Annotated in this window: 11 protein-coding genes; 6 read left to right on the plus strand and 5 right to left on the minus strand. The window is 63.3% G+C overall.

Going from position 1 to position 13772, the window contains the following annotated elements:
* The first annotated feature begins 5 nt into the window (after positions 1-5).
* The 4 genes from nusA (at position 6) to IE053_RS07075 (ending at position 5771) form a co-directional block, all read left to right on the plus strand.
* Positions 6-1583, plus strand: coding sequence for a transcription termination factor NusA (gene nusA / locus IE053_RS07060; RefSeq protein ID WP_189573832.1), 1578 nt, complete (start codon positions 6-8; stop codon positions 1581-1583).
* Between the two features lie 119 nt (positions 1584-1702).
* Entirely contained in the window at positions 1703-4267 is a 2565-nt protein-coding gene (locus IE053_RS07065) for an ATP-binding protein (RefSeq protein ID WP_189573834.1), read from the plus strand.
* Positions 4268-4312: 45 nt separating this feature from the next.
* Positions 4313-5137 (plus strand): glycosyltransferase family 2 protein, encoded by an 825-nt coding sequence (locus tag IE053_RS07070; RefSeq protein WP_189573836.1) that lies wholly within the window; start codon positions 4313-4315, stop codon positions 5135-5137.
* Positions 5130-5771, plus strand: coding sequence for a 2OG-Fe(II) oxygenase (locus IE053_RS07075; protein WP_229786095.1), 642 nt, complete (start codon positions 5130-5132; stop codon positions 5769-5771). Before IE053_RS07070 ends, IE053_RS07075 begins: the two co-directional genes overlap by 8 nt.
* 307 nt (positions 5772-6078) lie before the next feature.
* Here the strand turns inward: IE053_RS07075 and IE053_RS07080 are convergent, their stop codons facing one another.
* Positions 6079-6510 (minus strand): DUF2780 domain-containing protein, encoded by a 432-nt coding sequence (locus IE053_RS07080; RefSeq protein WP_189573838.1) that lies wholly within the window; start codon positions 6508-6510, stop codon positions 6079-6081.
* 74 nt (positions 6511-6584) lie between these two features.
* Positions 6585-7346 carry a class II aldolase/adducin family protein gene (locus IE053_RS07085; RefSeq protein ID WP_189573840.1) on the minus strand — a complete coding sequence of 254 codons (762 nt, stop codon included), beginning with the start codon at positions 7344-7346 and terminating at the stop codon, positions 6585-6587.
* Between the two features lie 178 nt (positions 7347-7524).
* On the opposite strand from IE053_RS07085, the gene ispH reads away from it, so the two are divergent.
* Together ispH and hpnH are read left to right on the plus strand one after the other, a co-directional pair.
* Complete coding sequence (gene ispH / locus IE053_RS07090; RefSeq protein ID WP_189573842.1) at positions 7525-8490, plus strand: 4-hydroxy-3-methylbut-2-enyl diphosphate reductase; 966 nt, start codon at positions 7525-7527, stop codon at positions 8488-8490.
* 29 nt (positions 8491-8519) lie between these two features.
* Positions 8520-9689, plus strand: coding sequence for an adenosyl-hopene transferase HpnH (gene hpnH, locus IE053_RS07095; RefSeq protein WP_189573844.1), 1170 nt, complete (start codon positions 8520-8522; stop codon positions 9687-9689).
* Between the two features lie 300 nt (positions 9690-9989).
* On the opposite strand, the gene IE053_RS07100 is transcribed toward hpnH, so the two are convergent.
* The 3 genes from IE053_RS07100 to shc form a co-directional block, all read right to left on the minus strand.
* Positions 9990-11123, minus strand: coding sequence for a zinc-binding dehydrogenase (locus IE053_RS07100; RefSeq protein ID WP_189573846.1), 1134 nt, complete (start codon positions 11121-11123; stop codon positions 9990-9992).
* A 63-nt stretch (positions 11124-11186) separates the two neighbouring features.
* Positions 11187-11837 (minus strand): phosphorylase family protein, encoded by a 651-nt coding sequence (locus IE053_RS07105; protein ID WP_189573848.1) that lies wholly within the window; start codon positions 11835-11837, stop codon positions 11187-11189.
* Positions 11834-13771, minus strand: a complete 1938-nt coding sequence (shc, locus tag IE053_RS07110) for a squalene--hopene cyclase (protein WP_189573850.1) — start codon at positions 13769-13771, stop codon at positions 11834-11836. Before shc ends, IE053_RS07105 begins: the two co-directional genes overlap by 4 nt.
* Position 13772 lies beyond the last annotated feature (1 nt).

Here is a 13772-nt window from a genome sequence, read left to right on the forward strand (position 1 = left end):
CATCCATGGCCGTTACAGCCAACAAACTCGAACTGATGCAGATCGCCCGCGCTGTGGCGCAGGAGAAGTCCATCGACATGGACATCGTCATCGAGGCGATGGAGGACGCGCTCTCCCGCGCCGCCAAGTCGCGCTATGGCCAAGAGACGAACATCCGGGTCGAGATCGATCCGAAGACCGGTGAACAACGCCTGTGGCGCCTGATGGAAGTTGTCGAGGAGGTCGAGAACGACTCCACCGAGATCGACCTCAAGGCCGCCCAGCGCTCGAACCCCGAGGCCGAGATCGGCGACTTCATCTCCGATCCACTGCCCCCGGTGGACTTTGGCCGTGTCGCTGCCCTCGCGGCCAAACAGACCATCACCCAGCGCATGCGCGATGCCGAGCGCGATAATCAGTACGAGGAATACAAGGACCGCGTCGGAGAGATCATTTCGGGCGTCATCAAGCGCCTCGAATACGGCCACGTCATCGTCGATCTCGGCAAGGGCGAAGCCGTCATTCGTCGCGACCAGCAAATCCCGCGGGAGCCGCTGCGCCAGGGCGACCGGGTCCGCGCCTATATCGCGGATGTCCGTCGCGAGCCTCGTGGCCCCCAGATTTTTCTCTCGCGCACCCATCCGCAATTCATGGCCAAGCTGTTCGAACAGGAAGTGCCGGAGGTTTATGACGGCGTGATCGAGATCAAGGCCGTCGCCCGTGATCCGGGCAGCCGCGCCAAGATCGGCGTTTATTCCAACGACAGCTCGATCGATCCGGTCGGCGCCTGCGTGGGTATGCGCGGCAGCCGCGTCCAGGCCGTCGTGGGCGAGCTTGCCGGTGAGAAGATCGATATCGTTCCGTGGTCGGAAGACGTCGCGACCTTCGTGGTCAACGCCCTCGCCCCGGCAGAGGTTGCCAAGGTCGTTCTCGACGAGGAACTCGAGCGCATCGAAGTCGTCGTCCCTGACGAGCAGCTTTCCCTCGCCATTGGCCGCCGCGGCCAGAACGTCCGCCTCGCAAGCCAGCTCACCGGCTTCGAGATCGATATCATGACCGAGGAAGAAGAGAGCGAGAAACGCCAGAAGGAATATGCCGAGCGCTCGAAGCTCTTCATGGAAGTCCTCGACGTCGATGACATGATCGCCAACCTTCTCGTGGCAGAAGGCTTCGCGCGCATCGAAGAAGTCGCCTATGTCGACATCAACGAGATCGCGATGATCGAGGGCTTTGACGACGAAACCGCTGAAGAGCTCCAGACCCGCGCCCAGGAATGGCTCGAGAAGGAGCGCCAGGAACTTGACGCCAAGCGCCGCGAGATGGGTGTCGAAGACGCCATGCTCGAATTCGAGGCCCTCGACCTCAAGATGCTGATCGCCCTCGCCGAGGAAGGCGTGAAGACCGTCGAAGACCTCGCTGGCTGCGTCGCCGACGACCTCACCGGCTGGACGGAGCGCGTCGATGGCGAGAAGAAGCACTATGAGGGGATCCTCGAGAAGTTCCGCATGAAGCAGGAAACGGCCGAGGAACTCATTGCCGCGGCCCGTGCACGCATGGGCTGGGACGAGGAACAGGAAGACGAGGCGGAAGTCCAAACCGCCTGATTTCCCTTCCAGATTGGTGATGGAAAAAATTCCATCACCTAAAATTTGAATGGACTTGGAAGAAGTCCGACAAGTGCTGATGCGTAGTGTGCAGGCGGGGTCACCAAGGCGTCGCCAGCGTGCACTTGCAGAACTCACTGATCGGCCGCGTGGTCGCGGTGGCGGCTCTCGCCTCCGTCGCGATCATTCTCGCGGTATCGGCTGTGGTCTATGTGACGACCTATGACGAGGTGCGAGAGTACCGGGTCGAGCGCCTGCAGGAGAAGACAATCTCCCGCGCCCAGACCCAGATGGCCGTCTTCAACCAGATCGAGATGGCCTTCGAAGAGAGCCGCCGGACCTTCTACCGCATCCTCGACCAGCTCGACCCCGAAGAGAGCCGCGCGCGCCTCGAGAAATACTTCCCGCCTTTCGGCGACGGCACCAGGCGATCGGCGGACGATCTTTACGAGGGCACCCGCGACCCTTATGGCCGGATCATCTATGGCACCGGAGGTTTCATTCCGCGTGCTGATGAAATGACGCCGGAACGCAGCCTGCACGTCATGGCGGCGTTCGAGACGGTCATCAGCACGGGTCCCGGCCTCAAAGGGCTGATGCCGAACTTCTGGTTCTTTACCACCGAAGGCGACATCCTCGTCTTCGCTCCTGACCGCCCGGACGCGCTGATGCCCTATCGGCGTGAACTGCCGGCGGATTTCGACTTCCAGGATCAGGAAGTCGCGAAACTGGGCACGGTTGCCGAGGACCCCGATCGGGTCATGCGCTGCGGCAAGCTCAACCCGATGATCTACGAGACCGATGGCGCGAGAACCGAACTGACCTCCAGCTGCCAGATCCCGGTCGACAACGCCGATGGCGAGCACATCGGCTCCTTCGGCGTGACCCTCCCGCTCACGGGCTGGATGAACGAAACGGTCAAGACCGAGGCCGAGGACCAGATCCGCTACATGCTGGTCAGCCGGAAATACGGCCTCCTCGCGCACACCGATCTCGATTTCATGGGCAATGCGGAGCATGTCGCTGCGATCGCAGAGGACGAGGGCCTGCAGCAGATCCTCCCGCTACTGACCGACACGACAGGCGTCGTCTCACCGGAAGGCCTCGATGCCTTCGTGACCTACACCACGATCGCAGGTCCCGAGTGGCTGCTGGTCGCCGTCCAGCCGAAAAGCGTTGTCGCGGCTTCGGCGCGCGATGCCGCGGTCAAGGCGTGTCTCGCCATGGCACTGACGGCATTCTTCCTCCTGCTGATCGTTGTCGTCCTCTTCCTGCGCAAGATCGCCCAGCCCATGGGCAAGCTGGCCAACGCATCGGAGAAGGCATCGAGCCGGCTGACCGAACTTCGTCGCTTTGCCAAGCGCGATGATGAGATCGGCCGCCTCGCCTCGGCCCTCGTGGAGCGGGACGAGCGGGTCCAGGGCCTTGTCGAGACATTGGAACAGCGCGTCGCCGAGCGCACCGCAGAACTCGAGCAGGCACGGCTGGAAGCGGAAACCGCGAACCAGGCCAAGACGGCCTTCCTCGCGACGATGAGTCATGAGATCCGCACACCAATGAATGGCGTGATCGGCATGGCAGAGGCCCTCACCCGTACCGAGCTCGACGACGAGCAGCGGGAATACCTCTCCGTGATGAGCCGCTCCGGCGAGGCGCTGCTCGCTCTCATCGACGACATTCTCGACATCTCCAAGATCGAAGCCGGCAAGCTGAAACTCGAGCCCCTGCCCGTCGATCCAACCGAGGTCATCGACGAGGTCTGCGGTCTCTACCGTGAAACCGCCGAGCGCAAGGGCATCGAGCTGATCCGCGACCTGAGCGGCATCGATAAGAAGTTGATCCATACCGATCCGCTGCGACTGCGGCAGATCCTGTCGAACCTCGTCTCCAACGCCCTGAAGTTCACCGAGCAGGGTTTCGTCCGCGTCTCCGCCCGTGCCGGAACGACGGGCAAGCTCGTCATCGAGGTGAAGGACACAGGTCCCGGCGTTCCCAAGGATCTCCAGAAGACGATCTTCAACAAGTTCGAGCAGGCCGAGAACTCGACCACGCGCCGTTTCGGCGGCACCGGCCTTGGTCTCGCCATCAGCCGCGAGCTGGCCCAGCTCCTCGGCGGCGACCTGTCCATCGAGAGCGAGCCAGGCGAAGGCGCAACCTTCACCCTGACGATCGAAGCGCACCAGGTCGAGCAGCCCGATCGCCCGGCAAAGGAGCGACCGGCCCAGCGACCGGGCGATAGCGAGGCGGATGTCTCGGGCCTCAGGATCCTCGTTGCCGAAGACCTCGCCGTGAATCGCCAGGTTCTTGCCGCAATCTGCAAGCCGCTGGGGCTCAACCTCGTGATGGCTGAGAATGGCCGCGAGGCGATCGACATGCTGGCCGAGACCAGTTTCGACGCGGTCCTGATGGACCTGCGGATGCCTGTCATGGACGGCCTCGAAGCCATGCGCCGCATCCGGGCCGGGGAAGCGGGGGCCGACGCGGCCTCGGTGCCCATCATCGCCCTGACGGCGAACGCGATGCGCGAACATGTCGAGGAGAGCCTCGCCGCAGGTGCCGACGCCCATGTGGCCAAGCCAGTGAGTCGGCGCGCCCTGATCGAGGCCCTTCGCAAGCTCTGCGGAACCGGGTTGTCCGATCACCACGGCAGCACGGCGTCCGAGGGCGGCTCCATCCCCTACTAGCTCCGAACTTGCACCGCCCGCGCCCTTGCGCGAGAGAGCGGGGCGATGAGTGAACTGCCTCCTGTCTCAGCCTATATCCGGACCAAGAACGAGGCCCGGCGCATCGGCGATGTCGTCCGCGCGGCAAGGAAAGCTGCGCGGGAAGTCATCGTCGTCGATTCAGGCTCCACCGATGGGACCCAGGACATCGCCCGTGAGGCGGGGGCCATCGTTCACGGTGTTCCGTGGCGGGGAAACGGGGGACAGAAGCGCGCCGCCGAAGACCTTTGCACCTATGACTGGCTCCTCGACCTCGACGCTGACGAGGTGATCGACGACGAGATGGCAGCAGGCATCCGTGCGCTCTTCGAGGACGGTGGCGAGCCGCCGCATCCGGTCTATGGCCTGCGCCAGGTCCATGCCGTCCCCTTCGGTGAGCCTTGGTGGGGCACCGATATCATCGTCAAGAACAAGTTCTACGACCGGCGCCGGATAAGGATCCCGGATCACCCGGCCTGGGACCAGCTCGAATACTCCAAGAAGACGAGCCCGCGCCTGCCCGGCTACATGCTGCACTACATGTTCTCCGACATCGGCGACCTCGCCAAGAAGCAGGAGCGGAACATGACCCGGCGGGCAGCCAATGTGCCGCTGAAGCCGAAGCGCCAGCTCGCCCTCCGGATCGTCTTCGGCATGCCGGTCTATTTCCTGAAGCGTTATCTGGGCAAAGGGCTTTTCCGTAGGGGAATCTACGGGTTCGCCTTCTCGATGACGATCGCCTATGGGCGGTGGCTGAAGGATGTGAAACTCTATGAGCGGCACCTCGCCGCCGAACAGAAGGAGCGGGAGGCGAAGGCTTCCCGAGGCCACCAGGAGGCCCACCATGCTTGACTTCGACGCCCTCAGGAATGCCCGTACACGGACGGAGCCTTTCACCTATATCGTCGCAGAAGGCGCACTGACGAGGGACCAGGCTGCGGAGGTGCGCCGGGACTATCCGGCCATTGACAAGACAGGCTACCTGCCGCTGAGCCAGCTCGATTCGAAAGGCAAGTTCCAGGAGCTGATCGAGGATCTCCAATCCGAAGAACTGGCCGAAGTCCTGTCGGAGAAGCTGGGCCTCGATCTCGTCGGCAAGCCACGCATGATCACCGTACGGAAGCTTTCCAAATTGGGTGACGGCCGCATCCACAATGACAGCGTCTCCAAGATCTGCACCATGCTGGTCTACCTCAACGATGGCTGGGACAAGTCCGAGGGCGGAGCGATCCGTGCACTCAACGGCGAAGACGACATGGACGACTATGCCGAAGAGGTCGAGCCGCTGGCCGGCAACGTGTTCGCCTTCGCCCGGTCGGAGACCAGCTGGCACGGCCATCCTCCCTTCGCTGGTGAGCGCTACGTGATCCAGACGACCTTCCTGACGAGCCAGAAGGAGCTCGACCGCAAGGAGAATCGGGGCGGCATCCAGATGAAGCTCAAGAAGATCTTCGAGCGCTTCCAGACAGGCAGGAAATCCACCTGATACGGACCGCTATTTGGACTGAAGGACCGCCCTGCGGCGCGCCGCAGGGCGTCTTCGTCTCTCACACATGACGAACGGCCGTTCGTCGGTGTATCGCTTTCAGCGATCCCCGGCCCTCCTCACTCAGCTCACATCCGTCGCGGACCGTCAGCGCAAGGAGGCAGCACCCCTCCGCCCACGGAGATCTGAAGATTATTAACCCCTCAAGCCGACGGTATCGGCAGGCCCTTCATGGGTGCTGCGCGGGGGCAGGATAGCTCGTGAGGAGGGGACGGCGGATGGCTTCGCGATCCGTCCTACGGAACGCTTATTCGAGGAAGCCTTTCAGAGCCGGCACCGATCCGATCAGCTCACGGACAGTACTCTCGCCGAGGTTCTCGGCCATGAAGTCCTTGACCACCGGCATCATCTCCTGGGCCTGGCCCATGGAGAGGCCGGTTTTCTGGAAGGCTGACATGGCTGAGAGGGCTTCTCCTGCCTTGCCGCCGAGGGCGCCGGCTGCTGCGCCCATCAGGCCACCCATCAGCCCACCGCCTTTCGGCGTCGGGTTTTCGCCCGCGGCCGGGAATTGATCTGCGAGAGCTTCGGCACCCGGAACCTTGGCGAAGAGCTCGTTCAGCGCGGGCTGGCCCGCAGCCTGGTCCTTGAGGAGGCCGAGAAGGACGCCGACCCCCTGCTCAGCCGTGGCTTCCGCAATGCCGAGCCTCTGCGCCACGAGCTTCACCAGTTGATCGATCATCGTCCTGTCCTCAAAAAAAGAGGCCTGCGTCTGCAGGAATACTGGCCTCGCGCAAGTTTCAAACGCAGTGACCTTTAGTCCCGGAAATCCGGCTGCTCCCGATCGAGCTTGCGCATCAGCGCCGGCCAGATAAGCCCGTCGGCGGTCATCATCAGGCCACCTTTGCCGATCATCTCGTTTTTCTGGATGACGGGATCGGCGGTCGGATAGAGCTCGCGGCCTCCGGTCATCGTCGCGATCTGCATCGCGCAGGCGCGCTCAAGGAAATACATCCGCGTGAAAGCTTGGGCGACCGTCGAGCCAACGGTGAGCGTGCCGTGGTTCCTCAGCAGCATCGAGCCCTTGTCTCCGAGGTCAGCCTGGAGGCGGGGGCGCTCGTCATGGTCGAACGCAACGCCTTCATAGTCGTGATAGGCGAGATCGCCGATGATGAGCTGCGCGGTCTGGTTGAGCGGCAACAGGCCCTCTTTCTGCGTCGCCACCGCGGTGCCGTGGACGGTATGCAGGTGCATGACGCAGTTCGCGTCCTCGCGGGCCATGTGCACGGCCGAATGGATGGTGAACCCGGCCGGGTTCACGTTGTACGCGCTCTCCTCGACCTTGTTCCCGTCCATATCGATCTTGACGAGGGAGCTGGCCGTGATTTCCTCGAACAGCATGCCGTAGGGATTGATCAGGAAATGGTGCTCGGGCCCCGGCAGGCGGGCCGAGAGATGGGTGAAGACGAGGTCGTCCCAGCCGAACATCGCCACCAGGCGGTAGGCGGCGGCAAGGTCGTTTCGGATCTGGCGTTCTTCTGGGGTCATCGAGGACGGATGCGTCTCGGTGGTGCTCATCGGGGTTCCTCCGGCGATCTTTGTGTCGTTTCGGCGGAGCCTAGCAGCCAATTCGCGCAACCGCAGCCTTCGAGGTGCGATGCAGTGATCGCTGAAACTTTCGTTGCGAACCTGCGAACCATTCCCCACGATCCACCTATATGTCGCAGCGGGGCGGGATCACCTGAAGGGGAGAGCCATGAGCCGCAGACCCATTGAGCTTTTGCTGGCCCAGCCGCGCGGCTTCTGCGCGGGTGTGGAGAGGGCCATCGACATCGTCGAGCTGGCGCTCGAGAAGTATGGCGCTCCGGTCTATGTGCGCCACGAGATCGTTCACAACAAACGAGTCGTCGATACCCTGAGGGCGAAGGGCGCGCAGTTCGTGACGGAGGTGGACGAGATTCCCCTCGGCGCAGTGGCGATCTACTCGGCCCACGGCGTCGCCAGGAAAGTCGAGGCGGCGGCGTCCGCCCGCAAACTCGACGTCATCGACGCCACCTGCCCCCTCGTCACCAAGGTCCACAAGGAAGGCCGCCGCTACGCGGCGCGGGGCTATGACGTCATCCTGATCGGCCATGTCGGCCACCCCGAGGTGACAGGCACGCTCGGCCAGATCGAGGGCACCGTGCACGTGGTCAGCGACGAGAACGACGTCGCGGCGCTCGAGGTCCGGGACCCTGAAAAGGTCGCTTTTGTCACCCAAACCACCCTCAGCCTCAATGACACAAGGGGCGTCATTGCGGCGCTGAAGGCGCGTTTCCCATCGATCATCGGACCCGACACGCGTGACATCTGCTATGCGACCCAGAACCGCCAGAACGCCGTTCTCGACCTTGTCGGCAAGGCGGAAGTGATCCTGGTGGTCGGGGCGCAGAACAGCTCGAACTCGAACCGCCTGCGTGAGATCGGTGAGCAGAAGGGCCTGCCCTCCTACCTCATCGCCGATGCCGAGGCCCTCGATCCCGCCTGGTTCGAGGGGGTCACGAGAGTCGGCATCACCGCCGGGGCGTCCGCTCCCGAGATCCTGATCCGTGAGGTCATCGGCCGCCTTGGCGAATGGTTCGATGTGACCGAAACGCCCCTCGACGGCACCGAGGAGAACATCCACTTCAAATTGCCGCCCGCCCTTGCGCCGCGCCGCAAGGACGCCCATCCCGCGACCTGACACGACGCGCCTTCGACGAGGAAGACAGCATGTCCGTACCCGTTCGCCAGCAAGCTGCCGTTGCGGCCTATATCGCCAAGCAGAAGCTGCTCGGCCGCAAGCGCTATCCGCTGGTCCTGATGCTGGAACCGCTTTTCCGCTGCAACCTTGCCTGCGCGGGCTGCGGGAAGATCGACTATCCCGCGCCGATCCTTAACCAGCGGCTGACACCGCAGCAGTGCTTCGACGCAGTCGACGAATGCGGCGCCCCGATGGTGGCGATTCCGGGCGGCGAACCCCTGATCCACAAGGAAATCGGCGAGATCGTCGCCGGGCTGGTCGAGCGTAAGAAATACGTCTCTCTCTGCACCAATGCCCTGCTTCTCGAGAAGAAGCTGGACCTCTTCGAACCGAGCCCCTACCTCTTTTTCTCCGTGCACCTCGATGGCCTCGAGGAAAAGCATGACGAAGCCGTCTGCCAAGAGGGCGTCTTCAAGAAGGCCGTTGCAGCCATCAAGAAGGCCCAGGAAGCAGGCTTCCAGGTCAACACCAATGCCACGATCTTCGACGGCTATCCGGTCGAGGAGCTGGCCGACTATCTCGACGAATGCGCCCGGATGGGCGTCAATGTCTCGATGTCACCGGGCTTTGCCTACGAACGTGCTCCGGACCAGGAGCATTTCCTGAACCGGAAGAAAACCAAGGCATACTTCCGTGAGCTGTTCAGGATCCGCGACGAGCGCGGCTCGAAATGGACGCTCAGCCACTCGGACATCTATCTCGACTTCCTTGCCGGGAATCAGGAGCTGAAATGCACGCCCTGGGGCATGCCGACCTACAACGTCTTCGGCTGGCAGAAGCCCTGCTACCTCCTTGGCGAGGGGCATGTCGCAACCTTCCGTGAGCTGATGGAAGAAACCGACTGGGACAGCTACGGAACCGGCGCTTATGAGAAATGCAACGACTGCATGGCCCATTGCGGCTACGAGCCGACGGCGGCGGACGTCGCCTTCTCCAAGCCCTGGAAAATGCTCCCGATTCTGATGAATGGCATCAGGACAGAAGGTCCTATGGCCCCGGAGATCGAGCTTCGCGCTGCACGACCCGCCATTGACGTGCACGAAGAAATCGTGGCGGCAAAGATGGCGGAGCTTGAAGCGGGCAACAAACGCAAGACCACCCCATCAGGAAAAGTCCGCACGCTGATCGACAACGTCTGAAGCCCGGCCCCAAGCACCGCAACTGGCGCCCTCACTCTTCACCTCGGCATCCGGGAATTTGCGTGGCAAATATCCGGGACCAGTGCCCTGCTGACGCGAGCCTGCGAAAGGCCCTCCGCCCCAGCGCGCTTTCCACGTCCCGGCCGTGGGACACATCTCGGAAAAGCGACGACCCTGTCGCCCTCGACGAGCCCTGTCGTTCCGGGGCAGGCAACGCCTGAGCCCCGAACCCGCGCAGTGCTCCACAGGGGCTCCGGGGCGCAAGCACCGCCCGCCCCCCGGATCATTGTCCTGCTGCGGCTATTTATGCGGCCGGATCAGGAACTTCGTGCCCGTCGCCTTGGCGTTGTACTTGGCCATGATCTCGGGATCGAGGACATCCCGGAGCGAGATTTCGTCCGTGTAGTGGCTGGCAAATGTCGTCTTGATCTCCGAGACGACACGATAGGCCATCCGCATACGGTCCTCGGGACTGATCGAGGAGAGGAAGTGGGTCAGGAGGAACCCTCCGACACCCCAGCACATGCCCACCGAAGGCGGCACGCGGACTTCGCCAAGATCGAGGCGCCCGTAGATATAGACGTGCTTGTAGGTATCCGAGCCATAGCGGCTGTACTCGGTCAGCTTCCTCTGCTGCGCCATTTCCATCGCCGTGAGAATCTTGCCCGCCAGGTCGCCGCCACCGACAGCGTCAAAGCCGACCGTCGCGTCGGTCTCGGCGCAGGCCTCGATCAGCTGGGGCAGGAAATCGTCGTCGTTCAGGTTGAGGGCGTAGTCCGCACCGAGGTCTCTCAGGATCTTCTGTTGCTCGGGTTTCCTGACGATGTTGATGAGCGGGATACCGTCGGCCTTGCAAATCCGTTGCAGCATCTGGCCGAGGTTGGAGGCCGCGGCCGTGTGGACCAGGGCCTTGGAGCCGTCGCGTTTCATCACTTCCGTCATCGCGAGCGATGTCATGGGGTTGACGAAACTCGACGCTCCTTCTCGGGCCGTGACGCCTTCGCCCAGGGGCATGGCAAGCGCTTGCGGAACAAGGCAGTATTCAGCGAACATCTCGCCGCCGGCGCCGGCAACCAGCTTCCCGATCAACCCCTCACCCTCGGGCGAGCCTGCCGCGACGACGGTGCCCGCGCCTTCATTACCGCAGGGCATCGGCTTGCCGAGACGTCCTGCCATCATGCGGACCGCCATTTCGGGCAGCGGTATGGTGACAACAGGCTCTTCATCCGTACCCGATACTTTCGCCTGGGCCGGGTCAGCAACGCCAAGCAGCAGGGCAAGATCAGAAGGGTTGATCGGTGCAGCCTCGACACGGACGAGCAATTGGCCGGGGCCGGGCTTGGGGGTCGGGACGGTTTCGAGCTTCAGCTCGATAGTGCCGTCCTTCTTCGCTTCCGTGGTGATACGGCGCATCTGCGCAGGAACATCAGCCATGGTTTCCTCCTTTTCGTTGCGGCTAGGGCTACGCGCCGGAAGAGGGCTTGGCCAGCCTGCGCGTCAGGCGGCGGCGAGGGCCGCGATGAGGCCACGGCCCTTGGTGCGCAGGGTCTCGAGCCCCTTCGACGCCTGCGTGCCGAGGGCGATGAGGTCCGGCAGGTCGCCAGGACGGGCGAGGAGCCCGGCGATGGTCTTGAGCGAATTGACGCTGCCATCCTCCTGCACCGCCCCTTCGGTTGAGGGGGGCAGGGCCTGTGCCGCCGTGTCCGCCACGGCGCGGATGACGTAGAGGGGCAGGTGATGCTCGAACGCAGCGCGGGCCACCGCATGGCTTTCCATGTCGACGGCGCTCGCCCCGAAGGTACGGGCAAGCTCGGCCTTCTCTTCCGGTGTGCGGATGATGTCGTCAGCGCCTAGGACCGGCGCTCCGTGAGCAGAGCGCGGCAGCTCGCCGCTCAAGGGATGACATCGGAAGCGGCGGCCGTCGCGATCGACGACCGCCTCGGGAAGAAGCAGGTCGCCGGGCTTGAGGTGAGCCATCAGCGCTCCAGCGAGACCGATCGACACGAGGCACTCGGCGCCCTCCCCGGCGAGACGCTTCGCACCTTCATAGGCGCGCGCCGCGTTGGCGCCGGAAATGGCGCAGGCATGATCCAATCGTCCGAGAGCGGCCTTTTCGGACTGCAGCCCGCAGACGATCCCGAGCTTCACATGCCCCAGCCCTGGCGCGGGTCGTTGGCCCGCACCATGCGTTCGTAGCGCGCCGTCGCCCAAAGCGGGAAGAAGGCGGCATATCCGTGGTATTTGAGATAGAAAACCTTGGGGAAACCGGTCCCTGTGTAGAGGTCCTCTTCCCAACGAGGGCTATCCTCCTCGCGCGGAGCTTCCCGGAGCCATCGCGCAGCGCGCTCGGCCTCCTTCGAGCGGACTTCGCCCGCGGCCATGAGCCCCATCAGCGCCCATGCAGTCTGGGAGGCGGTGGAGGGAACCTCGTCGCCGCGGCCGGGATCAGCATAACTCTCCAGCCCCTCGCCCCAACCACCGTCAGGGTTCTGACGGCTCTTGAGGAATGCAGCTGCGCGGGCGACCCACGGTTCTCGCATGTCAACGCCCGCCTGCTCCAGGCAGACGAGGACCGACCATGTGCCGTAGATATAGTTGGCGCCCCAGCGGCCGAACCAGGATCCGTCCGGAAGCTGCTCTTTCTTGAGATATGTCAGCCCACGCTCGATATTCTCCGCATACTTCACGGGATCGACCTGGCTTAGGCAGCCGATGCAGCGGGCGGTGACGTCAACCGTCGGCGGGTCGAGGAGAGCGCCATGATCCGCGAAGGGAATAGCGTTGAGGTAAAAGTGCTCGTTCTCGGGTTCGAAAGCGCCCCAACCGCCCGAAGCGGACTGCATTCCCGCGATCCATTCACAGGCACGCTCGACATTCTCAGCATATTTCTCCGAGCCCTGACGGTGCATTGCCATGGCAACAACGGCCGTGTCGTCAACGTCAGGATAATCGGGATTCTCGTACTGGAACGCCCAGCCGCCAGGCCGGACATGGGGCCTGCGGATCGTCCAGTCGCCGTGATGGTCGAGGATCTGGCGCTTCTTCAGCCAGTCGAGCATCTGTTCGAGGCGAGGATCGTCCTTGGCGCCGGACTCAAGGAGGGCGTGGGCGGAGAGGCCGGTGTCCCAGACCGGCGACAGGCAAGGCTGGAGATAGAGCTGGTCGCCGCGCCAGACCTTGAGGCGGTCGATGGACTTCCGGGCAACCCGCATACGCGGGTCATCGTCTGGATAGCCCAACGCCCGCATCATCATCACGGCATTGGCCATGGCGGGATAAATGGCGCCGAGGCCGTCCTCGCCGTTCAGGCGCTTGACGACGAATTCTTCCGCCTGCCGAATGGCGGGTTCACGGAGCTTCTGCGGGACTGCCGGTTCGACAGCATGAAGGACCTTGTCGATGGCGAGGAAGACATTGCCGACAGCGGTCTTGTTCGGATTGGTCTGCCAGACTTTTTCCTCGTGAGGCGGCGTGATGAAGAGCTCGTCAAGCCTGGTGGAACAGTCCGCTGCCCGCGCTTTCTTCGCCGCGAGAACAAGGAGCGGGATCATCACCGTCCGCGACCAATAGGCGATCTTCGTCGTGTGGAAGGGGAACCAGCGCGGAAGGTGCATCACCTCCACCGGCATGGCCGGACAGCCGCGCCACGGGATGTGGCCGAACAGCGCGAGAGCGTAGCGGGTGAAAACATTGGCCTTCGACGCCCCGCCCTTGGACAGGATCCACGTCCGGGCACGGATCATCGGCTCGCTGTCTGGGTCTTCGCCGCATATCTTGAGCGCCCAATAGGCCTTCACGGTGGCGGAGAGATCACCAGCACCGCCGGTGAAGAGCGGCCAGGAGCCGTTATTTTTCTGCCCTGCGAGGAGGTAGCGGCGAATGCCCTCTTCTTCCTCCGGCTCTTCCTCGCCGAGAAACCGGAGGAGGAGGACATATTCCGAGGGGATCGTGGCGTCGGCTTCAAGCTCGAAGACGATATGGCCATCGTCCTTGCGCATGGCGAAGAGCTTCTCGACCTGCTCGTCGATCAGTTGCCGGTGGCTGTCTGCAGCCCGTGCTGCGCCCTCTGTCAATGAAACCATC

The organism is Parvularcula lutaonensis, assembly GCF_014651915.1.
Taxonomy (GTDB): Bacteria; Pseudomonadota; Alphaproteobacteria; order Caulobacterales; family Parvularculaceae; genus Parvularcula; species Parvularcula lutaonensis.

Bases quoted from the DNA above. Each gene is read 5' to 3' on its own strand.
- hpnH (WP_189573844.1), top strand. From the start codon at position 8,520: ATGTCCGTACCCGTTCGCCAGCAAGCTGCCGTTGCGGCCTATATCGCC.
- IE053_RS07085 (WP_189573840.1), bottom strand. From the start codon at position 7,346: ATGAGCACCACCGAGACGCATCCGTCCTCGATGACCCCAGAAGAACGC.
- ispH (WP_189573842.1), top strand. From the start codon at position 7,525: ATGAGCCGCAGACCCATTGAGCTTTTGCTGGCCCAGCCGCGCGGCTTC.
- IE053_RS07070 (WP_189573836.1), top strand. From the start codon at position 4,313: ATGAGTGAACTGCCTCCTGTCTCAGCCTATATCCGGACCAAGAACGAG.
- IE053_RS07075 (WP_229786095.1), top strand. From the start codon at position 5,130: ATGCTTGACTTCGACGCCCTCAGGAATGCCCGTACACGGACGGAGCCT.
- IE053_RS07100 (WP_189573846.1), bottom strand. From the start codon at position 11,123: ATGGCTGATGTTCCTGCGCAGATGCGCCGTATCACCACGGAAGCGAAG.
- shc (WP_189573850.1), bottom strand. From the start codon at position 13,771: ATGGTTTCATTGACAGAGGGCGCAGCACGGGCTGCAGACAGCCACCGG.
- IE053_RS07080 (WP_189573838.1), bottom strand. From the start codon at position 6,510: ATGATCGATCAACTGGTGAAGCTCGTGGCGCAGAGGCTCGGCATTGCG.
- nusA (WP_189573832.1), top strand. From the start codon at position 6: ATGGCCGTTACAGCCAACAAACTCGAACTGATGCAGATCGCCCGCGCT.